We start from the raw sequence: 26,715 nt of genomic DNA, 5'->3' as shown, positions 1-26,715 counted from the left end.
ACAAGGAGGAACCATGTCCAGCACACCAGTTTTTGGCCGTCTCATTCCGGCGATGGTCACCGCTTTTGATGAAAACCTGCAGGTTGACGTCGAGCAGAACTGCAAGCTGGCCAAGCGTTTGCTCGATGGCGGGTGCGATTCCATTTTGCTGTTCGGCACCACGGGCGAAGGCCCCACGATCCACGTGGAAAAGAAGCTCGAGGTCATCAAGGCCGTAGTCGATATGGTGGCTGGTCGCGCTCCCGTTATCGCGAATGTGGGCACGAACTGCACCGAAGACAGCATCGAAATGGCGAAGAAGGCCGCTGCCTGCGGCGTCGATGGCCTCATGGCCGTCGTGCCGTTCTACAACAAGCCTCCGCAAGAGGGCCTGTATCGCCACTTCCGCGCTATTGCCGAAGCAGTCGACCTGCCCATCATCCTTTACAACATTCCCGGTCGTTGCGGTATCAACATGACGGCCGAAACCACGCTGCGCCTGGCGCGCGATTGCGCGAACATCGTAGCCGTGAAAGAGGCATCGGGTAATCTCGATCAGATTGCCGAAATCTGCGATGCCGCTCCCGAGGGCTTTGCCGTGTATTCCGGCGACGACGCCCTCACGTATGAAGTAATGAAGCGGGGAGGCGTAGGGGTCATCTCCACTACGGCCAATTGCGCCCCCGCCGCTATGAAGAAGATCGTCGATAACGCCGCCCAGGGCAATTGGGAAGCCGCAGCCTCGGCACATGAGGCCATTCTTCCGCTGATGAAGGGCCTTTTCCTCACGGCCAATCCCATCCTGGTCAAGAAGGCGCTCAACCTCCAGGGGTTCAATGTGGGCAGCCTTCGCCTGCCGCTTGTCGACGCAACACCCGAGCAGGCCGCGCAGCTTGCCGAGACCATGCGCGTGTGCGGAGTGCTCGACTAGCAGTAAGGAAAGGTTTTGGAACAACAGAATAACCAGCCCGAACAGGGCACTGGTAAGCGTGGGCAGTCGCGTTCTTACAAGCACGTAGACATTCAGCGCGAACGCCCCAAGCTGTCGAAGGAAGACGGCGAAGCTCCCAAGCGCCGTCGTCGCACGAGTAAGAAGAAGCAGCAGGCGCCCCAGGTCATGGCCGCGAAGAAGGATCCGAAGGCCAAGCTCAAGGTTATTCCTCTGGGTGGCCTGGATGCCATCGGCAAGAACATGACGGCCTTCGAGTGCAATGGCGACATGGTGCTCGATGACGCCGGACTCATGTTCCCCGACGACGACCATCCCGGTGTCGACCTCATTCTTCCCGACTACACCTACGTGCTGGAAAACGCCGACAAGTTGCGCGGCATCGTGATTACCCATGGCCACGAAGACCATACCGGTTCGCTGCCGTATCTGCTGAAGGACCTGGATCGCCAGGTTCCCATCTACGGTACGAAGCTTACGCTGGGCCTCATTGAGGGCAAGTTTGCCGAGCATCGCATTAAGAACGCCAAGCTGATCGAGATCAAGCCTGGCCAGCGCATCCAGATGGGTTGCATCACTTGCGATTTCTTCGCGGTGAACCATTCCATTCCGGGCGCTGTGGGCATCTTCTTCCAGACGCCGGCAGGCACGGTGTTGCATACGGGCGACTTCAAGCTCGACCAGACGCCCATCGACGGCGTTACCACCGACTTCGGCGCGCTGGCTCGCTTCGGCAAGATGGGCGTCGACCTCATGATGAGCGACTCCACGAACGCCACCGTTCCCACGTTCACGCCTTCCGAGGCCACCGTGGGCGTTACGCTGCGTAAGATCATCGGCCAGGCAAAGGGCCGCGTCATCATCGCCAGCTTCGCCAGCCACATTCATCGCATGCAGCAGATCTGCGATGCGGCGGTTGCCGCTGGCCGCAAGGTGGTCGTTACGGGCCGTTCCATGGTGCAGAACACCGACATCGCCCGTAAGCTGGGCTATCTGAACGTGTCCGACGCCGACATCATCGACGCGTACGACCTGAAGGGCATTCCGCCCGAGAAGGTCGTGGTCATGTGCACCGGTTCGCAGGGCGAGCCCCTTTCCGCACTGGCGCGCATTGCTGCAGGTGAGCACAAGACCATCGAGATCGATCCCGGCGATACGGTCATCATCAGCGCCACGCCCGTTCCTGGCAACGAGAAGGCCGTTACGCGCGTTATCAACCTGCTTTCCAAGGTGGGTGCCGATGTGTTCGACAAGAGCCGCGCCCAAGTGCACGTTTCCGGCCACGCGGGCCAGGAAGAGCTGAAGCTCGTGCTGTCCATCGTGAAGCCCAAGTGCTTCATGCCCGTGCATGGCGAGGCCACGCATTTGCGTGCGCATGCCAAGCTGGCGGCTGCCACCGGCGTGAACGAGGACAACATCTTCATCCTGGAAAATGGCGATACGCTCGAGCTTTCCGCCAAGGGAGTGCGTCGTGGCGAGCCCGTGGAAAGCGGCATCGTGTTTGTCGACGGCCTTTCCGTGGGCGACACCAGCCAGGACGTCCTGAACGAGCGCAGTGCCATGGTCGAGCAGGGCATCGCCTCCGTTGCGTGCGCCATCTCTTCCAAGACGGGCAAGATCACGGGTGATGTGGCTGTTCAGATGCGTGGTATTTCCGGTGGTGACGACGAGTACCTGCTGGAAGACGCTGCCTCCGCCGTGCGTCACGGCCTGGAGAAGGCTCTTTCCAAGGGTGGCAAGAAGCGCGACCTGGAAAAGGCTTGCCGTCAGTCGCTGCAGTCTGTTTTGTGGGACCGCATCAAGCAGCGCCCGCTGGTCATCGTGAACTTGCTCGAGATTTAGACTCTGGCGTTTCCGGCACCCGCGCAATTGGGCGCCTGGTTTCGAAAACTTGCTTCTGAACGGGGAGAGACGTTTTTGCGTCTCTCCTTTTTTGCATTGGCGTACAATGCTGCCCGCTTGTTTGCGATTCCCGCTAATCAAACGATAGTCAACATCCCGTCGAAGTGGGCGAATGATTGCGCTTTGCTCGTCATACTGTAAGGAGTGTGCGTAATGTAGGTCGCTCGCCATGATGAGGGGGTATTCATGAGGACGACGCGCTTTCTCTCGTGCCTATGCGCTTTCTTGCTAACGGTGGCTCTCATTCCATCTGCTGCTTTCGCCCAGAAGTCGGCTTCCGACGGCGTCCGCGTGCCGGTTGAGGAGCTTCTCGCAAAGGGCGATTACGTGGAAGGCGAGGCGATTGCCATCGTGCGTGCAGGCGCCGATGTCGACGTTTCCGCTCAAACCGAGTCCCTTACCGAGGTGGAAGCCGATTCCGTTGAGCTTGCCGCCGCGGGCGCTGCGAATTCGGAAAGTGCCGTCGACGCCGAAGTGGCCCAACGCGTGAATTCGGTCTCTGCCGATCGATATGAGATCAGGCATGTCGTGGATCATGTGCGTACGACCGAGCAGATTCTTCGTGAGCTGTATGACGACCCCGATGTGGTGTCGGCCGAGCCCAATTACCTCATTCAGAACCCAAATTCGCTCGATGCGCAGGATGGCGCTTTCGAAAGCGCTTCGGAGTCGTCTTCGCAGGAAGGTGCGTTGGAATTCGACGAGCCCGTATCGAATGACCTAGATGACGTGACTCGTGACGGCGATGCGCCGCTGAGCGCTCAGCCTAGTGCAGACGCAACCGAGGGTTCGGCGCTTGCGACCCAGGATGACGCATCTGCTGGCGATGTGTCTGCGTTGAGCGCTGATGGCGTTGCTTCCGAGGGTTCCGTTCTTCCTCTTGCGGCAGATGCTGCCTCGCCGCTGTTCGCCCAGTCGGCTGGCGATAACCCCAAGGACCTCACGTGCGAGCAGTGGTCGCTCGATGAGTCCGTGGCTGCCTACGGCTACAACACCACCCCTCGTTCGCCGCAGGGAACCTATAGCATGAACGTGCCTGGTTGGGCTTCGGGCCGTCATGATTCGAGCAGCGTGAACGCCACGACGGGTACCGTTTGCATCATGGATACGGGCATCGATACGACGCACCCCGATCTCGTCCCCGTTCTTTTCGATTTCAGCGATTCGGGCAATTTCCCCGCAAGCCGCTATGCCGAGCTGCATGCCAAATATGGCCTGCAAAAGTATGGCATGAATGCGAGTGGCGATTCGAATCCCGCGGTCGACGGCTATGGCTCTCATGGCACGCATGTTGCCGGCATCGTTGCGGCCCAGTGGAACGACGATGGCGTTTCGGGTATTGCGAGCGGCACGAAGATCTTCGCCGTGCGCATATTCGGGCCCGCCGATACGCAGGATGAGGCGTCCGTGCTCAAGGGCTTCGAGTTCCTGGTAGATGTTGCGCAGGATGTCAACTTGAAGGCGGTCAACTGCTCGTGGGGCGGTGGCATCACGCAGTTTGGCTACGAGGTGATGGTGAACGAGCTTGGCAAGAACGGCGTGAACGTCGTCTTCGCCTCTGGCAACCGCACTGCCGACTTGGATGAGACGATGGATAATGGGGCTATGAACAGCCCGTATTCGATTTCCGTCAACGCGGCCCAACCCGACGGCAAGCCAACGGAGTTTTCCTGCTACGGCCAGAGCTCCACCGATGTGTTTGCGCCTGGCACGCAGATTACGTCGACCATCTTCCAGACAATCGATTTCATGACCGATGGCAAGCTAACCGGTAGGAACGTGTTCATGCGGTTCTTCCCCGAAGCGACCGACGCTTCCAATCTCATGGCCTACGAGAAGTTCTCCGGTGGTTCGGCCGGTGGCGTGCGCTTGTTCAAGGAAAACCCCGCGACGAACGCCGACCCACAAGAGATTACCTCGTTCGTCGACTCGGGTGTTGGCCATGGCGATACGTATGCGGCTGCCGTAAACGTATCTTCGTTGCATAAGCCAAGCAAGGAAGAGCCGGTCATCTTCAACGGCAGTAGCGGCTACGTGTATGCGGCGATTCCCCTGGATACGAGCGTTTCGGATGCGAGTGCCGCACTCGCAAACGTGAAGTACGTATCGATGGATCTGGCGATGAGCGATTCGTTCAAGCCCATTGGGGGAATCGCCTCGATTACCTGCAGCATCGAAGGGGAAACGAAGCCGGACGAAGTGGATACGACGGCTTCGAAGGCGTTCTACCAGGACGATGGCGGCGTGTGGCATGAAGGGGTCAACTCGGGGTGGGTTGCCTCTGCGACGTATACCACGTACCAGTGCCAGTGGTCGCTCAACAGCTTCAACGTCGACGAGTTCGTTTCCGCTTCGAACCATGCGCATCAGTGGCTTCTCGACAACCCGGGCAAGACGCTTCCTGGCGAGGTCACCGAGGCAGGTGGATACGAGAATTATCACGATCCCGGCAAGGCGACGGGCGTGTATGGCTGGCAACCTGGCGATGGCAAGACGTACGTTATCGTGAAGGTTGGCGTTGCCGCGCATGGCTCCGAACCCTCGAGCAGTACCAAGCTTTGCATGGACGATATGGCCCTAGGGACGGGCGATGCCTACGTTGCCGGCTACGAGAACATGCCCGGTACGTCGATGGCCGCTCCTGCCGTTACCGGCTGCTTGGCGGTTATCGCGAAGGGCGAGAAGAACAACTCGGAAATGACGGCCGACGAGCTCGAGCAGGCTTCGCTCGCGCGCGCCTCCAAGCTGCTTGCCTCCGTTGACTACGATGACGACCTGTCGAAGCTCTGCCGCACGGGCGGGCGCGTCGATTTGAAGCATCAGTCGGAGTTCACCAAGAAGGCCCCGCTCATCACCAAAGCCATTGCCGATGGCGATGAGCTCGCGGTGTCGGGGTACTTCTTTGGAACGTCGGGCTCGCTCGCCGTAGACGACGTTCTCGTTTCTGCGGGGGATATCGTCTCGTGGTCCAGCGATTCGATCGTCGCCTCGATTTCGGCTTTGGGGCTTGATAACGGTTCGCACGTCGTTAAGGTTACGAATTCCGATGGCACCATCATGCGCGCGACGTTCTCGTATTCCAATATCGAAGCCAAGGGAAATCCGCTCTACGAGCGCACGCATGTCGTGCCCGTTGATGATCCTCAGTTTGCCGCCGATAGGACCGATCGTCTCTATGGCGCGATGGCGTCTTGCGATGGCGACCTGTATGCCCTTTCCGCGCAGGGCAAGAACCATTGCGCGCAGGCGCTTTGGCGCTTCGATACTCAGGAGGAGGGGTGGTCGCGCTGCGCCGACCTGCCTTACGTTTGCAAGGGCTCCGCTGTTTCGGAGACCTCCCTCTTTTCCTATAGGGGTGACATCTACTTCACCACGGTGTCGACCAACTACAAATTGGGGCAGGTTACGATATGGAAGTACGACATCGCGGCAGACTCTTGGGCGGAAATCAATCGGCCGACTGGTGGTAGCTGGCCTAATGGCGCCATATGCGTTCTTGGCGACGACCTGATCATGGTTGGCATGTCGGACTTCCAATTCGCCTCGAGTTCCAGCTCGGATGAAACGGGTGCTGGCACAGGCTATAGCCTACGTGCGGCCTCCGATGACGCCGAAGGTGCTGTGGAAGAAGAGCCCAGTTCAACTAAGTTTTATTGCGGAGTGCTTGACTTGGATTCGGGTACGCTTACGAAAATCGATGGCGCGTTCGATGGTGATGTCGCGAACATGAGCTTCGATGGCGTCAAGGCGGCCTCGAGCGAAAGCAAGATCTATCTGTACGCTCCGAAGGGTTCGGACGACGAGGAAGATACCGTCGATTCAGACTGGCTGGTCAGGCTAACGTACGACAAGGCTGCGAATACGATGTCATACGAGAACCTGCGCTCCCAGGCGGCGAAGGTGGTCGGAAGCGACTTGGTTCCCGAATTCGACAAGGATATTGGCGACCAGTCTAACGGGGCTTACGTTACCCTTGCTGGCTTGCCCGATGGCGTTGCCATCATCGGTTCGTCTACGTTGGGGGAGGACACGCATATCATTAAGGATGACGGTTCTGAAGCGTTTGCCTACGATCGCACCTCCTCGTACCATCATGTGTTCGAGCCGTTGGCTACCTGGTCCGACGATGGCTATCTCTACGTCACGGGCACGAATGCCACCGAGCCCGACGTGATGTACTTCCGCTCGACCTATTACGGCCAATCGATTCCGGATAACCCTGTCGACCCAGGTGATGATGGTGGCGATGGCGCCACGGGAGCTTCTTCGTCTTCCAGCACGCTTCCCAAGACGGGCGACATGCTGCTGTGGGCGGGTCTCGTGATTGCCGCTCTTGCAGCGCTTGCATCCGCCGCGTATGGCCTGCGCAAGGGGAGGGGCCGTAGCTAATTCGTCTTGCGCATGCGCGATGTGCTTCGCTTACCCGAGGTCGAGGTGACCGCCGCATTGCGCATGTACGGCGAATTATTCCCCTTCCAGACAAAACGTACACATGGGTGATGTATTATCCCAGGTCGTTGCTTGCCGTTTGATTAGGAGAAACGCAGGTAGCGAGTAACTTAAGAAATAAGCTATACTTTCCCAAACGATATTTAAACGCAGCAAAAGGAGTGTGACGTGCCGCGCACAGGTAAGGGCACCTCATCTAAACAGGGAAGAAGCGCGCGTTCGAAGGCGCCTGTCGCCAGACAAGCCGCGCGCTCGAATCAGGCCGCGGGCGATCGCTTTCTCGACGATCGCTCGCGTCGCGATATCGCAGGCGTCATCTGCGCCGTTATTGCCGTAGCGCTGTTCATCGTGTCCCTCATGCCGGGCTCGGGCATCATCACGCAATGGCTTTCCTCGGTTCTGCATATTGGCCTGGGCTTGGGCACCTATATCCTGCCCTTCGTCCTGGTGCTCATTGCCGTAAGCCTCATTTGGCGTAACGGCGAAACCCAGAACCGCATGTCGGCGCGCGTATCCGTGGGCCTCATAATTCTGTTTTTCGCCCTACTCGTTATTTTGGCCGCGTATACGCCTGGCCTTTCGAGCGGCAACTTGCAGGTGCTGTTCAATCACGAGAATCTGGTGAACCAAGGCGGCTATGTGGGCGCCCTGGTGGCCTATCTGTTCTTGCTGCTGTTCGGGCAGCTGGTAACTACCATCATCATGATTGGCGTCATTGCCGTGGCCCTCATCATCATCGGGTTCTCGCTTTCCGATGTGGTTGACAAGATTCGCGCGCACGCTGCCGAGCTGCGCAATCCCGAATCCGAACAGGATCCGAATGACGTCATGCCCGCTCCGGCGTACAAGCCCCTCGAAGTGGGGAAGAGGCGTCGCTCTTCGCGCGATGGCGCTCAGCGTGACCCCGTCATGAAGCGTGGCTCGAATGGCCGCGGTGCTTCTGCGGGCGTTACCCAGAAGATCGATTTCGGCGCCACGCCTGCGGAAACCGTTCCGCGTGCCGCTGCCGCGCGCGATGCCGCCGTTGAATCGGGCAAGTCTGCCGCCCTCACGCGCAGGCTGGGCAAGCGTGCAACTACCGCCGCGGCTCCCAAGCGTTCCGCGGCTGCGGGCACGGTTGTTACCACGCCCAAGCCTTCCGAGGGCTTCGTTTTGCCCGATATGCAGCTCATCAAGTCTTCTGGCGCCAAGGTTGCCAGCAAGGAAACCGAGGAGACGCTGCGTGAGACGGCCATGCTCCTGCAGACCACGCTTGCCGATTTCGGCGTCGATGCCGAGGTCGTTGGCTGGGCGGCGGGTCCCACGGTCACCCTGTTCAAGGTTTCGCTGCCTTCGGGCGTGCGCGTAAGCAAGGTGACGAACCTCACCGACGATATTGCACTTGCCATGGCTTCGCAGGGCGTGCGCATCTTCAGCCCCATTCCGGGCACCAACTACGTTGGCATCGAGGTGCCGAACGTGAAGCGTCGTTCCGTGCTGCTGGGTGACGTGCTTCCGCAGGCGGGGAAGAGCCCCCTGGAAGTTGCCATCGGCGAAGACGTTGAAGGCAATCCCATCGTGTCCGACCTGGCCAAGATGCCCCACCTGCTTATTGGCGGTACCACTGGTTCTGGTAAGTCGGTGTCCATCAATGGCATGATCATGTCCATTCTGATGCGCGCTACGCCTGCCGAGGTGCGCTTCATCATGATCGACCCGAAGCGCGTTGAGTTCACTCCCTACAACGGCATTCCGCATCTGTACGTTCCCGTCGTTACGGAATGCAAGGAAGCAGCGAGCGCGCTTTCCTGGGCTGTGGCTGAAATGGAACGACGTCTGAAGGTGTTTTCCAAGGTGGGCGCCAGGAACATTGGCCAGTACAACGCCAAGTGCCAGAATGGCATGCAGATTGGCGAGGAGGATGCCGAGCAGCTTCCCTATATCGTCATCATCATCGACGAGCTTGCCGACCTCATGATGAACGTGGGCAAGGAAGTTGAGTTCTCCATTAGCCGTTTGGCTCAGCTCGCGCGTGCCGCGGGCATTCATATGATCGTTGCCACGCAGCGTCCTTCTACGAACGTTGTTACGGGCTTGATCAAGGCAAACATTACGAACCGCATAGCCTTCAACGTGGCCAGCGGCATCGACAGCCGCGTTATCCTGGATACCCCGGGTGCCGAAAACCTCATTGGCTGGGGCGACATGCTCCTTTCGAAGCCCGAGTACTCCAAGCCCCAGCGCCTGCAGGGCTGTCTGGTCACCGAAGAGGAGATCTCCGCCGTTGTTGCGCATCTGAAGGAGCAGGGTGAACCGGAATACCATCAGGAAATCCTGCAGACCAACGTCATCTCGCTGGGCGATACCGCACCCGATGGTTCGGGTGGCTCGTCTACGGCCGACGACCCGCTTATCTGGGAAGCTGCCGATATCGTCGTTAATTCCGGCTTGGGCTCCACTTCCAATATTCAGCGCCGACTCAAAGTGGGTTATTCCCGAGCTGGGCGTATAATGGACATGCTTGAGGATAAGGGCATCGTTGGGCCTCCGAACGGCAGCAAGCCGCGTGAGGTTCTGGTTGACGCCATGGAATTGGAAACGTTGAAAGCGTTCGAACAGAACGACGCGAATACCGGGGAGTAAGCATGAGCGATATGAGCTTCGGTGAAATACTTCGGCAAACGCGCGAGCGTAAGGGTCTCGACCTGTACGCTACCGCTCGTCGCCTTCGCATTCGTCCCGATATTCTGCGCGCCATTGAAGAGGGCAATTTCGCTGCCATGCCACCGCGTGGCTATACGCGCAACATGGTGAATGGATATGCTCGCTATTTGGGGTTGAACCCCACCGATATCACGGGCATGTACATCGACGAGCTCTATGCGTACCAGTCGGGTGTCTCCCGTGCGCATCAGCGTGGTACGGGGTTCGACATGTCTGCCGCTCCGGAAAACACGCGCTTCCCGCATCGCGGGGGTACGTCCCGCTTGCGCGCTTCCGACCAGAACCTGAAGCCGCGTCGTCAGCAGCGTGACGGCGGTTCGCGTCGCCAGGCCGGTCGCAAGCGCAATGAAGCCAGCTACATGGAGGGCCTGGAGAGCATGGAACGCTCGCGTGGCGTTCCCCAGGTGAAGGGCAAGAAGGTTGGTGCTCCCGGTCGCGTTAATCCTTCGCGTGGTTCCGTGCTTCCCCCGCAGTCGTTCGTGGGCCAGTCGGCCTCTGCGCGCAATGCCGATGGGACGGGTCATTCGAAGCTTCCCTTCATCATTGCCGCTGCGGTCATTCTCGTTATCGTCATCATCGTATGCTCGTTCCTCTTCTCGCATAAGTCCGAAAGCAGCTCGCAGGCTACGTCTACCATGCCGGTAACGGGGCTTTCCGAGTCGAGCTCCAGCGCATCCGATACCAGCGCTTCAAGCACTTCCACGAATGCCTCTTCTGCATCCACCACTGAGGTTGCGCCTACGCAGGGCGAATTTACGTACACGGTTGCCGATGGCGGCTCTACGTACATCGAAGTCTACGTGGATGGTACGAACCAGGAAGCCGACACGGTGGAGGGGCCTGCCACGAAGCAGTACACCTTTACGGATACGTTGCAGATTATCTGCGTCGACACCACCAGTGTTACCGTAACGGTCAATGGCGAGCAGCAGACGTTGGAGCCGAATTCCAACGGCATCGTGAACGTCACGTACGAATTCTCCGACATCCTGGCCGAATGGAAGTCGGCGCATCCCGACGCCATTAGCGATACGGCCTCCAGCGGCACCGCCGCAACTACGTCGTCTACCAGCGAGTAGTCCGTCTTCTCGCTGCGTTTGCATAGAAAGGTACCTACATGGCAAAAGAATCCAGCTTCGACATCGTTTCCAGCGTTGACATGCAGGAAATCGACAATGCGTACGGCCAGGCCAAGAAGGAGCTTACCCAGCGCTACGACCTGAAGGATTCCGGCTCTAGCATTGCGCTCGACAAGCAGGCGAAAACCATCACGGTAAACGCGCCGAGCGATTTCGTGGCCGGCCAGGTTACCGACATCATCGCCAGCAAGCTGGTCAAGCGCGGAATCGATCTTTCCGCTATCAAGTGGGGCGCTTCCGAAAACGCTTCTGGCGGCACGGTGCGCAAGGTTGCCAACATCATCGAGGGCATCGATCGCGACACTGCCGGCAAGATCAACAAGGACATCAAGGCCCAGAAGTTCAAGGCGAAGGTCACCATCGAAGGCGACAAGCTGCGCGTTTCCAGCGCTTCGAAGGACACCCTGCAGGATGTTATTTCCTTCGTGAAGGGTAACGACTACGGCCAGCCCCTGCAGTTCACTAACTACCGCTAGTCTATTGTGTTTTAAAGTCGCCGAGCGCACGCGTGTCTTTCACGTGGGCGCTCGGTTGCGTATGTACGAGGAAGAATCATGAGCGTTTCGGAAGTAATATCGGTCCACATTCTCACGATGGGATGCGCGAAGAACGAGGTCGACTCTGACAATATGCGCGCACGCCTTTCGGCTGCCGGGTATCGCATGGTCGAAGAGCCTGAAGAGGCGCAGGCCGTTATCGTGAATACCTGTTCGTTTATCCAGAGCGCTACCGAGGAAAGCCTGCAGGCCATCTTCGAGATGGCGGGGCTTCCGGGTATGGAAACGGGCGACGTGAAGCTCATCGTTGCTGGTTGCATGCCTGCTCGGTATGGTGACGACCTAGCATCCGAGCTGAACGAGGCTTCCGCCTTCGTGCCGTGCAGCAAGGAAGACGACATCGTTGCCATTCTGGATGCATTGTTCCCGCATCGCTCGATGCTTGAAGAGATTGCTTCCGCGCCCGAGGTGCTTAGCGCGTACGTGAAGATTTCCGATGGGTGCAATCGCTTCTGCAGTTACTGCTCCATCCCGTACATTCGTGGTAGGTATCACAGCTTCCCGTTCGACCGCATCGATGCCGACGTTGCCGCGCAAATTGCGCGTGGCGCGCGTGAGATTGTTCTCATTGCGCAGGATACGGGTCGTTGGGGAGACGATTTCGAAGAGCCGTCCACGCTGGCCTTGCTCATGTCCACGCTGGCGCAGAAGTATCCCAAGACGTGGTTTAGGGTCATGTACCTGCAGCCCGAGGGTATCACCGATGAGCTGCTTGGCGTCATGCAGTCGCACGAGAACATTTGCTCGTATCTGGATATTCCGTTCCAGCACGCCAACGAGCGTATTCTGTCGCGCATGAACCGCAAGGGGAGCGCCGCCGAATACCTGAAGCTCATCGCACATATTCGCGAAATGGTGCCGGGCATTACGCTGCGCACTACGTTCATCGCTGGATTCCCGGGCGAAACGGAAGATGATTTTCAAGAGCTTTGCGATTTCGTGGAAGACATCGACTTCGATTACGTGGGCGTATTCCCGTATTCGCTCGAAGAGGGTACACGTGCCGCCACGTTCGACGATCAGATTGACGATGACGTGAAGATCGAGCGCGCTCAGGCCGTGCGCGACATCGCCGATGCCATTTCGCGCGAGCGTGTCGCTGCACGCGTGGGCTCGCAGCTTGACGTGCTCGTTCTGGGCAGCGAGGAAGACGGCCAGCTCTTTGGCAGGGCGAAATGCCAGGCACCTGATGTTGATGGCGTGGTGTACGTCCATCAGGGCGAAATTGGCGATATCGTGAGCGTGACCATCAACGATACGCTTATGTACGAAATGGAGGGCGAATAGCATGTCTCAGACAGCTTCGCAGCGCGAAAAGCTCTGGACTCCAGCCAACAAGGTAACGCTGGCTCGCATTCTCCTCATCCCCTTCTTCGTCATCGCCATTATCAGCCCGTGGCCCGAATGGTTCCCGCAATGGGCCGATGCCGCCGTGTGGAAGCCCTGGGTGGCCGCTGGCGTGTTCATTGCCATTGCCGCAACCGATTCCATCGATGGCCATCTGGCGCGTAGTCGCAACGAAGTAACCACGCTTGGCAAGTTCATGGATCCTCTTGCCGACAAAATCCTAGTCGCTTCGGCGCTTTTGGCTCTTATCGAACTAGGTGTTTTGCCCTCTTGGGTTGCGCTTATTATCTTGGCCAGGGAATTCATTGTGTCTGGTATTCGTATGCTTGCTGCGAGCCAGAACGTTGTTATTGCGGCGAGCTGGTATGGCAAGGCGAAGACGGTTACGCAGATCATCGCCATCGTGTTGTTCATCATCAAGGACAGCCATCCCGTCACCGATCTTGGCTCCGTGCTGAGCAATGGCCTGTACCTGTTTAGCTGGTTCGTCATGCTCGTGGCCGTGGTACTCACCATCGTCTCCATGCTCGACTACTTCGTGAAGGCGCGCGAGATCCTTGGGTTCGTGCGTGCCGACGCCGGTCCGGGCGTGCAGGTGAAGACGAAGCTGGCCGAGCCGCGCCAGACCAACGAGGAGCTTGCTGCCGAGGTGGTTCGCATGGCCAATGAGTGCCATGCGGTTATTGGCACCGCCGAGAGCTGCACGGGTGGTCTCATCAGCGGCACGCTCACGCATATTCCGGGCTCTTCGGCCGTGGTTGCCGGTGGCATCGTGAGCTATTCCAACGACGTGAAGAAGTCCCATCTGGGCGTTTTGGAGTCTACGCTTGCCGAGCATGGCGCCGTGAGCGAGGAAGTTGCCTGCCAGATGGCGAAGGGCGCGCGCGAGGCGTTGGGCGTCGATACCGCCGTGGCCGTTACGGGCATCGCGGGCCCTGGCGGCGCAGTTCCCGGTAAGCCGGTGGGCACTGTGTGGATTGGCTTGTCCGATGCGAATATGACGTTTGCGAAGCTTTATCACTTCGAGGGCGACCGCGAACGCGTGCGCGCCCAAACGGTTCACGAAGCGCTTCGCCTCGTTCGCGCATCGCTTGCCACGTATTCGGAATAATCGCGCTAGCTTTTCGCAATCATTTTGCGACCTTTCTTGTGTCGCGCCGTCACTGCGCTCCTCGATTCTTAAGGTACGTTCTTGACGAGCAAACAAATGTTCGTATAATTAGGCTAATCCGTACAGAATCGAGGAGAACATGGCCCAGAGTCAGAGCAAAGAACAAATCCTTAAACTCACAACCGACCAGATAGAGCAGAAGTTTGGTCGCGGTTCCATCATGAAGCTGGGCGAGGGCGGTCACAACCTCGATATTGGCGTCATTCCCACGGGCGCCCTTCCGCTCGACGCCGCCTTGGGCATTGGCGGCGTGCCGCGTGGCCGTATCGTCGAGATCTACGGCCCCGAATCGGGCGGTAAAACTACGCTTGCGCTGCACATCTTGGCGGAAGCGCAGGCGCAGGGCGGCGTTGTTGCCTTTATCGACGCCGAACATGCGCTCGATCCCGTATATGCGGCCCGCCTGGGCGTCGATATCGACGACGTTCTCATCAGCCAGCCCGACACGGGCGAACAGGCTCTTGAAATCTGCGACATGCTCGTACGCAGTGGCGCTATCGATGCCGTGGTCGTCGACTCCGTTGCCGCCCTGGTTCCCCGCGCCGAAATCGAAGGCGAAATCGGCGATACTACGGTTGGCCTGCAGGCTCGCCTTATGAGTCAGGCCCTGCGCAAGCTTGCCGGTTCGCTGTCTCGTTCGAATACCACCTGCATCTTCATCAATCAGCTGCGCGAAAAGATCGGCGTTATGTTCGGCAACCCCGAAACCACCACGGGTGGCCGCGCGCTGAAGTTCTTCAGCAGCGTGCGCATCGAAGTTCGCCGCTGCGACTACGTGAAGATCAATGGCGAAACGGTGGGTAACCGCGTGCGTGCCAAGGTTGTAAAGAACAAGGTGGCCCCTCCGTTCCGCCAGGCTGAATTCGACCTCATCTATGGCTTGGGCGTTTCCAAGACGGGCTGCATCCTCGACATGGCTGTCGAGTGTGGCCTGGTGAAGAAGAGTGGCGCCTGGTATACCTACGGCGAAGAGCGCCTTGGCCAGGGTCGTGAAGCGGCTAAGCGCACGCTCGAGGAAAACCCCGATCTGCGCGACGAGCTGGAAGTGAAGGTGCGTGAGGAATACGACATGGTGCTTCCCTCTGCCGAAGAGGCAAAGGCCACCGAAGTCACGCCCGATCCGAAACCGGCAAAGCGTAAGTAGCATCTCATGAACTCCGAAGGGCGGGGTAGGGCCGTATCCTCTTTCGATCCCGAGCCAAGCGTGCCTAAGCGGCGTCGTTCGCGTCGCTCAAACTCGGAAGCGCACGCATCGGGCGTGGAACGCCCCTCCACGCCACCCTTCGATCGCATTATTCGCCTCTGTGCCCAGCGCGACAGGTCGCAGCATGAATTGCTCGAACGTCTTGTGCGTGCTGGGTATACGCAAGAGGAGTCTCAATCAGCTGTCGATCGTGCCGCAGCCTGCGGGTTGGTTAGTGATTCGCGTTTCGCCGAGGCGTACATTCGCTCACGCGTTTCCATGGGCAAAGGTCGCGTTGCCATCGAGCGTGAATTGCAGCGTAAATTCGGCATTGATCCTGCGCCGTTTTTCGAAGACGAAGGTGCCTCCTACGGGCTTTCCGAAGACGAGCAAACCCAGCGGGCGGTGGCTTTCCTGCTTAAGCACGAACCGCGCTGTAAGGATGTCTGGGGCGGTGCGTACCGTAAGCTTATCGCAAAGGGATACGCGCCTTCCGTTGCCTCACGCGCCACAAGGGAATGGTTCGAATCGCGTGACTAAATGGCACACCCGCGGAAACTTTCGTGGCTTTTGCCATTATTTTCGCAATTCCCGCGTGTTATCTTCGCTGCAACGCCTATAGTAGAAGAGCATGAGAAAGCATACCTGAAAAGGTGTTTTATATATACAATTCAATATATAGAGTCGGGTGCCTTACACCCGTGCAATCTCATGCCAGTGTAATCACTGGCTTTTTTATGCACTTGAAACACTAAACAGGATTACCAGGAAGGGGAGTCCGATGGAAATAATCTTTGCCGTTGTCGGCGTTGCTGTTGGCGCTGTTATCGCCTTCGTCGCCGTTAGCGCATTGAATTCCTCGAAGCAGAAGCAGACGGCCCAGGAAGCTCAGTCGCTCATCGAAAGCGCTCGCAAGCAAGCCGATACGCTTCGTCGTGAAGCCGAAGTTGAGGCTAAGGACAAGGCGCTCGAAATGCGTCAGTCCATCGAAGCCGAACGCTCCGAGCGTCTGAAGGACGTGCGCTCTCAGGAAGACCGCCTGAACCAGCGCGAGAAGTCGCTCGACCATCGCAGCGATTCGCTCGATGCGCGCGAGCATCAGATTTCCAGCATGCAGGGTCAGGTCGACAAGCGTTCCCGCGATCTTCGCGAAAGCGAGAAGCAGCTCGAGCGTCGTCGTGCCGAGGTGGAAGAAGAGCATCTGGAAATCAACCGTCAGCTCGAAAAGGTTGCCGGCATGACGTCCGACGAGGCGAAGACGGAACTGCTCGACAACCTGAAGGACGAAGTGGCGCACGAATCTGCCGCTATCATCCGCGAGGCCGAAACCCGCGCCAAGGCGGAGTCCGACAAGAAGTCGCGCGAGATCCTGAGCATCGCCATTCAGCGCGTTGCCGCCGACCATACGTCCGAAATCACCGTTTCGGCTATTCACATTCCCAGCGACGACATGAAGGGCCGCATCATCGGCCGCGAGGGTCGCAACATCCGTTCGTTCGAGCAGCTCACGGGTACCAACCTCATCATCGACGACACTCCCGAGTGCGTTACGATCAGCTGCTTCGACCCGGTACGCCGCGAAATCGGTCGCGTGACCATGGAAAACCTCATCGCCGACGGTCGCATTCATCCCGCGCGCATCGAGGAAATGTACAAGAAGGCCGAAAAGCTCGTAAACCAGAAGATCGACGAAGCGGGCGAACAAGCTGCCTTCGATACGGGCATGCACGACCTGCATCCCGAGCTGGTTCATACGCTTGGTCGTCTGCTGTACCGCACGAGCTATGGCCAAAATGTGCTCGACCACAGTCTGGAAGTTGCCTATCTTTCCGGCGTCATGGCTTCCGAGCTGGGCTTGGATCCCATCGTTGCCAAGCGCGCCGGCCTGCTGCACGACATCGGCAAGGCCATCGACCGCGAAGTCGACGGTAGCCACGCCGTCATCGGTGCCGATCTTGCCCGTCGTTTCGGCGAAAAGCCCGAAATCGTGCATGCCATCGAGGCTCATCACAATGACGTCGAGCCCAATAGCGTTCTCGACGTGCTCGTCCAGGCTGCCGATGCCGTTTCCGCTGCACGCCCCGGCGCTCGCAAGGAAACCCTCGACGCCTACGTCAAGCGCCTGGAAAAGCTCGAGGAAATCGCCAATGCCCACAAGGGCGTCGAGCGTACCTACGCCATCCAGGCTGGCCGCGAGCTTCGCGTCATGGTTGAGCCCGAGGTCGTCGACGAGGCAACCACCACGGTCCTCGCGCACGACATCGCGCAGCAGATCGAAAACGAGATGCAGTATCCCGGCCAGGTCAAGGTAGTCGTTATCCGCGAAAGCCGTGCAATCGGCATCGCCAAGTAGCATGTCTTCTGAAGACCTCGCTCAATTCGTTGAATCAGTAACGGGCGAAAGCCATCTCCGAGTCGAAGACGACTTCGGGGATGGCTTCGTCCGTTTACGTAGCGCGGAAGCCGAACGCCGTCAGGCAAAGCACGACGTTCGCAGCGTGGAGGACATTGTCATCGAGATGCTGCGCAATGCGCGCGACGCCCATGCGCATAGCATCTATCTGGCTACGGGGCGCGAGGGTAATACGCGTCGCCTGGTTATGCTCGACGATGGCGATGGCGTACCCGATCACATGCGCGAGCGCATCTTCGAAGCCCGCGTTACCAGTAAGCTCGATACGGTGCACATGGATACGTGGGGCATTCATGGCCGCGGTATGGCCCTGTATGCCATTCGCGAGAACGCCAAGCTTGCGCGTATTCAGGAAACCATGCCTGCGGGCGGCTCTTCGTTCCTGGTGGAAACCGACGCCACCAAGTTGCCCGAGAAAACCGACCAGAGTACGCATCCTGCGTTCATTCGAACTGCTGCTGGAACCGTTACCGTGCGCGGCCCTCGCAATATCGTACGTACGGCAACCGAGTTCGCCTATATCGATCGTACGTCCGTGCAGGTGTACATGGGCTCTGCTATTGAAATCGCCGCAACGCTGTGGGCCTTCGGCCGCTCGGTGCTCAGCAAGTCGACGCTTGCGTTTTGTAACGACCCCGCGCAGCTGCCCATTTTGAAGCGCATCTCAATTGCAGGTACGCCCGAGGAGTTTGCCGACATTGCCGCTTCGCTTGGCTTGCAGCTTTCTGCGCGCAGTGCTCGCCGCATTATGGATGGCCAAATCCAGCCGCTTCAGGATCTTGCCTCTCAAGTAGTCATTCGCGACGAAAACGCCAAGCCCCTGCGTGCCAAGAAGAATGCTGCGACCGCTCATGCCACCGACCAGCCGGATGATGGGCTCCTTCATGTCGACCCGCGTTCGCTGAAGATTGCCCCCGAGGACCTTGCTGCGTTTCGCGCAGGCGTTGCTCGGGCCTATGCCGATCTTGCCGAAGCGTATTACCTCGATGAAAACGTGGTGCCGTCGGTCTCCGTGCAGAAGAATGGCATTCGCATTACCATCCCCGTCGTCATGGAGCGGTAGCTCCGCCTTCCTCGCAGATGCTGCCGTCGCGTTTTGCTGCGCAGAATCAGCATGGTTTCACCACGAATAGGGGGCTCACGCAATTGCCCTGTTCGCAAAATACGGATAAAATGACTCGATAAGATGCAATATCGCAGCAAAGTCGCACTACGATAGGAAATACAACGTGCCGAACGATTCGCAGCAACAAATTGGCTTCTTGAAAGTCTCTTCCAAGTCTTCGCCGGCTTCCGTAGCCGGTGCTATCGCCGGCATGGTTAAAGATGGCGTCGATGTCGAAATTCAGGCAGTGGGCGCCGGTGCGGTCAATCAGGCGGTAAAAGCTATAGCTATTTCGCGTGGTTTTCTTTCTCCTATCGGTATTGAAGTTGCTTGCATTCCGTATTTCGCCGATATTGTTATCGATGGTGAATATCGCACTGCCATTCGCTTCAAGGTTATTCTCCATTACCTGAAGAACGGTGCCACCATCGGCGAAAACGTGTAATTCAAACCCAAAGGTTCCACTTCATGTTCGAAAATACTACCTTCTGCATCACGACTTTCGGATGCCAGATGAACAAGCACGACGCCGAAAGGCTGTCGGGCCTTATGTCGTCGTTGGGTTCCGTGCCCGTTCAGACGAATGCTGAAGCCGACTTCTCTATTTTCGTCACGTGCTGCGTGCGCGAAAAGGCCGACGAGCGCCTTATGGGCACCGTGGCCACCATGAAGAACGACCCGGTGCGTCCAGGTAGCCCCTTCGGCAAGCGATTCGTGGCCATTGGCGGCTGCATTGGCCAGCGCGACGGCCAGAAGCTGCTTGATCAGCTGGAAAACGCCGATGTCGTATTTGGCACGCATAACATGGAGGCCCTGCCGCATCTGCTGCAGGAGGCCATCGAGGGCGGTATGCGCCGTGCCGAGCTCGTGGATGGCCGCGCCGAGTTCCACGACGACCTTCCCGAGGATCGCGAGCATCCCTGGGCTGCTTGGCTGCCCATTACGGTGGGTTGCAACAATTTCTGCACGTACTGCATTGTGCCGTACGTGCGTGGTCGCGAGCTGAGTCGCCCCATCGAGGAGATTGCCCAGCAAGCGCAGGCCTACGTCGATGCCGGCGTGAAGGAGATCACCCTTCTGGGCCAGAACGTGAACTCCTATGGTCGCGATTTGTATGGCGAACCGCGCTTCGCCCAGGTCCTCGACGTGGTTTCGAAAACGGGCGTCGAGCGTATCCGCTTCGCTACCAGTCATCCTAAGGACCTTACTGATGAGGTTATCGAGCGCTTCGCCACGCTACCCAACCTCATGCCGGCATTGCATCTGCCCGCGCAGAGTGGGTCGAATCGCATTCTGAAAGCCATGAACAGGCGCTATACCGTCGAGCATTATCGTGAGCTTATCGAGAAGCTCCGCAAGGTTTGCCCCGATATCGCGCTTTCCACCGACATCATCGTCGGTTTCCCGGGTGAGACTGAAGAAGACTTCCAGGCTACGTACGACCTGGTGAACGAGGTTGGCTACAACCAGGTGTTTACGTTCATCTACAGCAAGCGCGAGGGAACCCCCGCTGCCGAAATGCAGGACGATACTCCGCGTGAGGTCATTCAGGAACGCTTCGATCGTCTGGTCGACCTGGTACAGCGCAACGCTGAGCGCTTGAACCTGGAACAGAACCAGGCGGGCGTGGTGCTTCCCGTGCTCGTTACGGGCGCCAGCAAGAACGATCCTTCCATCCTTGCGGGCAAGAGTCCTCGCAACCAGACGGTTCATGCGCGCGTACCTCAGGGCATGAGTGCGAGCGATTTCGCTGGTTCCATCGTGGACATTCGCATCGACGAAGCCCATACCTGGTACCTGTGGGGGACGATGCTCTAATGCAGTGGCCTGCTGCCTCGGGTGAGAAAAGCCAGGTAGTATGCCCGCTTGATGCGCCCCTAGTTTGCGTGGTGGGTCCCACGGCTTCGGGCAAGACGGCGTTGGCGCAGCGTATGGCGGAACGCCTGGGTGGTTGCGTCCTTTCCGCCGATAGCATGCAGATTTACCGCGGCATGGATATCGGCACGGGCAAGATTGCACCCGCCGACCGAACGGTGCCGTATTATGGCCTCGATGTGGCTGCTCCGGGCAGCGCCTATTCCGCTTCCTTGTTCCAGGAGTATGGCAGGGGAGTGGTGCTTCGTGCGTACGAGCAGGGCTGTCGCCCTATCGTGTGCGGTGGAACGGGTTTCTACGTGCGCGCCCTCGTTGATTCGTACGACTTTCCCGCAGGCGAGCAGGTGGGAAATCCGGTGCGCGATGCCTACAATGCGCGCATCGCGGAATGTGGCTGCGATGCCGTTTGGGCCGAGCTTAACCAACGCGACCCTGCTTCCGCGGCGCTTATCAATGCACATGACGCCAAACGCGTCGTTCGCGCGTTCGAGCTGCTCAGCGAGGGTACGTCGTATGCGGAACAGCATGCCAAGCTGCATGCCATCGGCGTGCATTTCCCGGTTACCATGATTGGCCTGCAGGTTGACCCCGAAATCCTGCGGCATCGCATTGACGCTCGCGTGGACCAGATGGTCGAAAATGGCCTGGTAGATGAGGTGCGTTCGTTGCTTTCCGAGGGTCTGCGCGATGCGCTTACCGCTAATCAGGCGATTGGCTACAAGGAAATCGTCCAGGCGCTCGACGGTGTCATTTCGCTTGACGAGGCCATTTCGCAAATCAAGTTTGCCACGCATCGCTATGCCAAGCGCCAGCGCACGTGGTTTCGCAAGGACAAGCGCATCACCTGGATATGCGCAGACCGTGATAATGGGGAAGAGCTGCTTTGTCGCGCTCTTGAAATCGTGGATACTGATGAAAAACGCTACGGAAAGGGCTGCGCATGAAACTCTCATTCACCAAGATGGATGGCCTGGGCAACGACTTCGTCATGATTGACGACATGGAAGGCGCCATCGAACTCGAACCCCGTCAGGTCGCCTATCTGTGCGATCGTCATTTTGGCATCGGTGGCGATGGCGTTATTCTGGTTCGTCCGAGCGAAAAGGACGATTGCGCTGGTTACATGCATTACTACAACGCAGACGGCAGCCTTGCCCAAATGTGCGGCAATGGCGTGCGCTGCTTCTCGAAGTTCCTCATCGACCATGGCTATGTCGATGCGTCTGCGGGTTCCTTCGTGGCCGACACGCTTGCCGGTCGTAGGCCCATTTCGTTCCAGGTTGACGAAGCGGGTAAGATGACCGTTGCCACTGTCGATATGGGTCAGCCCATCCTGGCGGCTGCGGAAGTGCCCGTGGCGCTTCCCGAGAACGCTCAGTATGAAGAGGCTGGCTACGTGCGCGAGACAGCCATCGAGAGCCCTTGGGGCGCTTTCGAGTTCACGTGCGTTTCCATGGGTAACCCCCATGCCATTACGTTTATCGAGGATTTCCAGGCGTTGCCGGATGCCATTTTCGATGATCCTAGCAATAAGTCGCTCGAAACGCTCAACTTGAACACCGTGGGTCGCTTCTACGAGAGCAACCCCGCCTTCCCCGAAAAGGCCAATATTGAGTTTATCCAGGTTTGCGAAGACGGCCTGCATATGCGCGTATACGAACGCGGTGATGGCGAGACGCTTGCCTGTGGCACTGGTGCGTGCGCGAGCAACGTGGCGGCAGCTCTTACGGGGCGTGCAGGCCGCGTGAATGACGTTCACCTGCGCGGCGGCGTGCTTCACATCGATTGGTCCAGCAATGGGCACGTGTTCATGACGGGTCCCGCTGCCGCTTCCTTCACGGGCGAAATCGAAATCGACTAGCGTAGGCGCTGGGCATGTCGGTCAACAAAAACCGCTTTCCGCTTCGCGAAACCGCCGAAGTTGCCGAACGAGCAATCCTCGTGGGCATCGATAGGCCTGGCGCTGCATGGCCCCTTTCGGAGACCATGGCGGAGCTAGAGCGCCTTACCGCCACGGCAGGTGCCGAAGTGGTTGCGCAGACCACTCAGCGTTTGGATGCACCCAACCCCCGTACGTTTGTGGGTAGTGGCAAGGCGGTTGAAATTGCCGAGCTCTGCACGGCGTATAGCGCTGATATCGTTATCTTCGACGATGAGCTTACGCCTTCTCAGCAGGGCAATTTGGAGAAGATCATGGGTCGTGACGTGAAGGTCATCGACCGCACGGCCCTTATTCTCGATATCTTCGCGCTCCACGCGACCACGCGTGAGGGTCGTCTGCAGGTGAAGCTTGCCCAGAATCAGTACCTCTATCCGCGCCTGCGTGGCATGTGGGCTCATCTTGCCAGTAACCGCATGGGCGGTGGCGTTGGTAGTCGCTTCGGTGAAGGCGAAAGCCAGCTCGAGGTCGACCGCCGCATTGTGCGCAATCGCATTACGTCTATTCGCCGCGAGCTTGCCGAGCTCGATAAGAACCGCTCCGTGCAGCGTCAGGGGCGTCAGGAAAGCGGTATGCTGCGTGTGGCCCTAGCAGGCTATACGAATGCGGGTAAGTCGAGTCTGCTCAATGCGCTTACGAATGCGTCGGTGCTTAGCTACGACAAGCTGTTTGCCACGCTCGATTCCACCACGCGTAAATACACGCTGCCCGAGGGACGCGAGATCACCCTTACCGATACGGTCGGCTTCATTCAGAAGCTGCCTACCACGCTTGTTGAGTCGTTCAAGAGCACCCTCGATGAGGTGCGCGAAGCGAATATCATCTTGCATGTGGTGGATGCCTCTTCGGATTATTTCGAAGGGCAGATGCGTGCGGTAGATGACGTACTGAATCAGATTGGCGCGCAGGATATCCCTTCGATTCTGGTGCTCAACAAGATAGATCTGCTTGACGACGAGGGTCGTGAAGCCTTGGCCTATCATTTCCCGAATGCCATGCAAATCTCTTCTGTTACGCGCGAGGGCCTGGATGCGCTGATTGCGCGTATTGTGAAGCTTGCTGCTGCCCAGGATGAGATTCTGCACGTATTGGTGCCGTATACGCGCGGCGATATTGTGGCGCTAGCGCATGAGCGTTGCTACATTGTGGAAGAACACTACGACGAGCAGGGAACGTGGATGACAATTCGCGTGAGCCCGTCGCTGGCGAGTAGGTTCGAGCCGTTTAGCGTACGCGCCTAAAGAGCGCCACGACCTTGCCCACGATTGCGCAATCGCGCACGATAATGGGTTCCATGCTGGAGTTTTCCGGCTGCAGACGAATGTGGTCTTTCTCGCGATAGAAGCGCTTTACCGTGGCGCCGTCTTCCACGAGTGCAACGACGATTTCGCCGTTGTTCGCCGTGTTCTGTTCCTTTACCACGATGTAATCGCCGTCGTTGATGCCGGCTTCGATCATGGATTCGCCATGCACCGAAAGCAGGAACGATGCCGAATCGCCCACGATTTCCGTAGGCAGCGTGATGGTTTCGGTGATGTTTTCGTCGGCCAGAAGAGGTACGCCCGCGGCGACGTTCCCCACGAGGGGAAGCTGCACTACGTTGCCGTACGAGGCGATGGCTGCGGGTTCGCTAACCGGGCTAGCCGCTTCGCCCGCAAGCGTGATGGAGCGGGACTTCAGCGGATCGCGGTGGATGTAGCCCTTGTCTTCCAGGGCCTTCAGATGCACGTGAACGGTGGAAGGGGAGGAGAGCTGCATGCGTTCGCACAGCTCGCGTACGGTGGGGCCGTATCCGTTTTCTTCGATGCAGGCGGTAATGCAATCGAGGACTGCTTGCTGGCGTTTCGTAATGTCCTTTGACATGCTGCACCCTTTCACACGAACAAATGTTTGATAAATTTGTTGACAAGAACTTATGTTCGATTTAGAGTATACACGAACAAAGGTTCTATGCAAGAGCAAGGAGGCAGAAATGAAGGACCTGAACGTCATGTATCCCATCGACGGAACGGCCGCACGTAAGCCTGATTGTTCTCGGTACAGCAATGAAAACGAGCACATCATCGACTTCACGCGCGCTGTTGCGGCATACGAAAAGAAGTATGCGGTCAATCCCATTGAAGATGCGTACCGTGCCCGCATGCGCGAACGCGTGCATGCTCGTTGTGCTCGTCTTGCATCGGAAAGCCAGATCCTCACCGATTTCCGTTACGGAAACGTTCGTGGTATGCAGGTTACCGAGCCTTGCATGGGCCGTGTTATCGCTGCGGCATCTGTCTATGCTGCCGTGGCCATTGGCGCTATCTGCCTTACCCTCTAGGGCACCCCAGATGCTGCGTTCTGTGGTAGCTGCGTAAATGTCCGAGCCTGCTCTTTCCGGCGGACTCGGGCGAATAAAATACCTTGATTCTCTCGAATCGGCCTAATATTATCCCAGTTGGTATGGTAATCTGACACCAGGCCGAAAGAGAGGAATTCACATGCGCTGTCCATCCTGCGGGCATACCGATTCCAAAGTTGTTGATTCCCGTCCTTCCGAAGATGGCACGAGCATTCGTCGCCGTCGTGAGTGCTTGAAATGCAATCGTCGCTTCACTACGTACGAACGTCTCGGCGAAAATCCTCTTGTTGTGCGTAAGTCCGATGGTACGTCGGAAGTGTACCGTCGCGATAAGATCCTTCGCGGTCTGTATATCGCCTGCGCAAAGCGCCATATCACGCCCGACCAGATCAATTCCGTCGTCGACGATCTGGAAACCGAGCTCAGGAACAAGAACTATACCGAGATTCAATCCAAGGCTCTGGGCGACATGGTTCTTCAGCGTTTGAGGAACCTCGACGAAGTCGCTTACATTCGCTTTGCCAGCGTGTACAAAGACTTCAAGAACGTCGACGAATTCAATCAGGCCATCAAGGGTCTCTAGGCTATTTCGAAAGGTTTCATATGTCTTCTCTTACGTTGCCCGTAAAGGTGGTAAACGACAATGCCGTTTTGCCTGAAACCGCTTACGAAGGCGATGCTGGCATCGATTTGCGCTCCGTGGAGGATATCACGCTCCAGCCGTTCGAGCGCGCGCTCATCCATACGGGCATTTGCGTAGCCATCCCTGAAGGCTACGCTGGCTTCGTGCTTCCGCGTTCAGGCTCCGCCATCAAGCAGGGCCTGTCCTTGGTGAACGCTCCGGGCCTTATCGACAGCGGTTACCGCGGCGAGCTTATGTGCATTGCCATCAACCTCGATGCGAACGAGCCCATTCACGTGAAGGTGGGGGATCGTATCGCGCAGCTGGTTATCATGGGCGTCGAAAATGTCTCGCTCCTCGTGCAGGACGAGCTGTCCGAAACCCAGCGAGGGGAGGGCGGCTTCGGTAGCAGTGGCGTAAAGTAGCGCTGCCTATCGCCTAAAGCTTTTCGACCCACGCTTCCAACTGCGAAGCGTGGGTCGTTCTCTTTTATGCTTCAATTTGTTTTCGATCCTCGGCTCTTCTGGCGATTCTTCTACTTAGAGTTACTCTAAGTATGGTATAGTTTCGGTTAGAGTTACTCTAAGTAGAAATAGAGGCTGCCATGGCTGCGAAAAGCAAGGAAGATCGCCCGGGCTATTCCATTACCGAAGTTGAGGATATGACGGGCATTACCGCTCATACTATTCGCTATTACGACAAGTGCGGCTTCTTTCCGAATCTTGGGCGCGATTCGCGCGGACGCCGCTTTTTCACCGATTCCGATTTGCAACAGCTCACGCTTATCGAGGCTCTCCGGTATAGCGGTCTGTCTATTGAGGGCATTGGCTATTTCGTTCGCATGCAACTGCGCGGACGTGATGGCGTCAAGCAGTTGATGCGCGTGCTGTCTGAGCAGAAGCTCTCGCTCGATTTGAAAATGCGCGAAATCGAGGAGTGCCAAGGCGCTCTAGAGGCCTATGCGTCCGAAATTGCCCAAAAGGCAGAAATTTCCCAGGTATAAATACTCATCTAAAGTCAAAATGGGGTCTTAGAACGGCT

22 protein-coding genes are annotated in these 26,715 nt (G+C 57.9%); 21 read left to right on the top strand and 1 reads right to left on the bottom strand.

The window, feature by feature from the left end; translation table 11 throughout:
- Positions 1-13 precede the first annotated feature (13 nt).
- The 17 genes from dapA to hflX all read left to right on the top strand — a co-directional run bounded on the left by dapA (position 14) and on the right by hflX (position 23,952).
- Positions 14-910 (top strand): 4-hydroxy-tetrahydrodipicolinate synthase, encoded by an 897-nt coding sequence (gene dapA / locus AAY81_RS05795; protein ID WP_066662536.1) that lies wholly within the window; start codon positions 14-16, stop codon positions 908-910.
- A 15-nt stretch (positions 911-925) separates the two neighbouring features.
- Entirely contained in the window at positions 926-2,770 is a 1,845-nt protein-coding gene (locus tag AAY81_RS05790; protein WP_082867886.1) for a ribonuclease J, read from the top strand.
- Positions 2,771-3,016: 246 nt separating this feature from the next.
- Complete coding sequence (locus AAY81_RS05785; RefSeq protein WP_066662534.1) at positions 3,017-7,219, top strand: S8 family serine peptidase; 4,203 nt, start codon at positions 3,017-3,019, stop codon at positions 7,217-7,219.
- A gap of 228 nt (positions 7,220-7,447) precedes the next feature.
- A complete protein-coding gene (locus AAY81_RS05780) occupies positions 7,448-9,901 on the top strand; it encodes an FtsK/SpoIIIE family DNA translocase (protein WP_066662528.1) in 2,454 nt (817 codons plus the stop codon).
- Between the two features lie 2 nt (positions 9,902-9,903).
- A complete protein-coding gene (locus AAY81_RS05775) occupies positions 9,904-11,061 on the top strand; it encodes a helix-turn-helix domain-containing protein (RefSeq protein ID WP_066662525.1) in 1,158 nt (385 codons plus the stop codon).
- Positions 11,062-11,099: 38 nt separating this feature from the next.
- Positions 11,100-11,597 carry a YajQ family cyclic di-GMP-binding protein gene (locus AAY81_RS05770; protein WP_066662522.1) on the top strand — a complete coding sequence of 166 codons (498 nt, stop codon included), beginning with the start codon at positions 11,100-11,102 and terminating at the stop codon, positions 11,595-11,597.
- A gap of 78 nt (positions 11,598-11,675) precedes the next feature.
- The gene (gene rimO / locus AAY81_RS05765) at positions 11,676-12,965 is read left to right on the top strand and encodes a 30S ribosomal protein S12 methylthiotransferase RimO (RefSeq protein ID WP_066662521.1); all 1,290 of its coding nucleotides are present in this window, start codon (positions 11,676-11,678) and stop codon (positions 12,963-12,965) included.
- A 1-nt stretch (position 12,966) separates the two neighbouring features.
- A complete protein-coding gene (gene pgsA / locus AAY81_RS05760; protein ID WP_066662518.1) occupies positions 12,967-14,136 on the top strand; it encodes a CDP-diacylglycerol--glycerol-3-phosphate 3-phosphatidyltransferase in 1,170 nt (389 codons plus the stop codon).
- 139 nt (positions 14,137-14,275) lie between these two features.
- Entirely contained in the window at positions 14,276-15,340 is a 1,065-nt protein-coding gene (gene recA / locus AAY81_RS05755; protein WP_066662516.1) for a recombinase RecA, read from the top strand.
- Positions 15,341-15,346: 6 nt separating this feature from the next.
- Entirely contained in the window at positions 15,347-15,919 is a 573-nt protein-coding gene (locus AAY81_RS05750) for a regulatory protein RecX (protein ID WP_082867885.1), read from the top strand.
- A gap of 241 nt (positions 15,920-16,160) precedes the next feature.
- A complete protein-coding gene (gene rny / locus AAY81_RS05745; protein ID WP_066662511.1) occupies positions 16,161-17,732 on the top strand; it encodes a ribonuclease Y in 1,572 nt (523 codons plus the stop codon).
- Position 17,733: 1 nt separating this feature from the next.
- Entirely contained in the window at positions 17,734-18,855 is a 1,122-nt protein-coding gene (locus tag AAY81_RS05740; protein WP_066662503.1) for an ATP-binding protein, read from the top strand.
- Positions 18,856-19,021: 166 nt separating this feature from the next.
- Positions 19,022-19,342 (top strand): stage V sporulation protein S, encoded by a 321-nt coding sequence (locus tag AAY81_RS05735; protein WP_066662499.1) that lies wholly within the window; start codon positions 19,022-19,024, stop codon positions 19,340-19,342.
- 23 nt (positions 19,343-19,365) lie between these two features.
- Positions 19,366-20,715: a tRNA (N6-isopentenyl adenosine(37)-C2)-methylthiotransferase MiaB gene (gene miaB, locus AAY81_RS05730; RefSeq protein ID WP_066662493.1), complete on the top strand. Its 1,350-nt coding sequence runs from the start codon at positions 19,366-19,368 to the stop codon at positions 20,713-20,715.
- Positions 20,715-21,716: a tRNA (adenosine(37)-N6)-dimethylallyltransferase MiaA gene (gene miaA / locus AAY81_RS05725; protein ID WP_066662491.1), complete on the top strand. Its 1,002-nt coding sequence runs from the start codon at positions 20,715-20,717 to the stop codon at positions 21,714-21,716. The genes miaB and miaA overlap by 1 nt, the downstream gene beginning before the upstream one ends.
- Positions 21,713-22,633: a diaminopimelate epimerase gene (gene dapF / locus AAY81_RS05720; protein ID WP_066662489.1), complete on the top strand. Its 921-nt coding sequence runs from the start codon at positions 21,713-21,715 to the stop codon at positions 22,631-22,633. Before miaA ends, dapF begins: the two co-directional genes overlap by 4 nt.
- Before the next feature lie 14 nt (positions 22,634-22,647).
- Positions 22,648-23,952, top strand: a complete 1,305-nt coding sequence (gene hflX, locus AAY81_RS05715; RefSeq protein ID WP_066662487.1) for a GTPase HflX — start codon at positions 22,648-22,650, stop codon at positions 23,950-23,952.
- Here hflX and lexA read toward each other — a convergent pair.
- Complete coding sequence (gene lexA / locus AAY81_RS05710) at positions 23,936-24,574, bottom strand: transcriptional repressor LexA (RefSeq protein ID WP_066662485.1); 639 nt, start codon at positions 24,572-24,574, stop codon at positions 23,936-23,938. The two genes, hflX and lexA, sit on opposite strands and share 17 nt — an antisense overlap.
- A gap of 109 nt (positions 24,575-24,683) precedes the next feature.
- Here lexA and AAY81_RS05705 point away from each other — a divergent pair, with 109 nt between their 5' ends.
- The 4 genes from AAY81_RS05705 to AAY81_RS05690 all read left to right on the top strand — a co-directional run bounded on the left by AAY81_RS05705 (position 24,684) and on the right by AAY81_RS05690 (position 26,677).
- The gene (locus AAY81_RS05705) at positions 24,684-25,031 is read left to right on the top strand and encodes a hypothetical protein (protein WP_066662483.1); all 348 of its coding nucleotides are present in this window, start codon (positions 24,684-24,686) and stop codon (positions 25,029-25,031) included.
- A 160-nt stretch (positions 25,032-25,191) separates the two neighbouring features.
- Complete coding sequence (gene nrdR / locus AAY81_RS05700; RefSeq protein WP_066662481.1) at positions 25,192-25,635, top strand: transcriptional regulator NrdR; 444 nt, start codon at positions 25,192-25,194, stop codon at positions 25,633-25,635.
- A gap of 20 nt (positions 25,636-25,655) precedes the next feature.
- Entirely contained in the window at positions 25,656-26,099 is a 444-nt protein-coding gene (gene dut / locus AAY81_RS05695; RefSeq protein ID WP_066662479.1) for a dUTP diphosphatase, read from the top strand.
- Positions 26,100-26,278: 179 nt separating this feature from the next.
- Positions 26,279-26,677: a MerR family transcriptional regulator gene (locus tag AAY81_RS05690; RefSeq protein ID WP_066662477.1), complete on the top strand. Its 399-nt coding sequence runs from the start codon at positions 26,279-26,281 to the stop codon at positions 26,675-26,677.
- Positions 26,678-26,715 lie beyond the last annotated feature (38 nt).

This window comes from Denitrobacterium detoxificans (genome assembly GCF_001643775.1).
Taxonomy (GTDB): Bacteria; Actinomycetota; Coriobacteriia; order Coriobacteriales; family Eggerthellaceae; genus Denitrobacterium; species Denitrobacterium detoxificans.
Note: the sequence above shows the minus strand (reverse complement) of the source record. Positions and strands in the feature narration are given on the sequence as shown.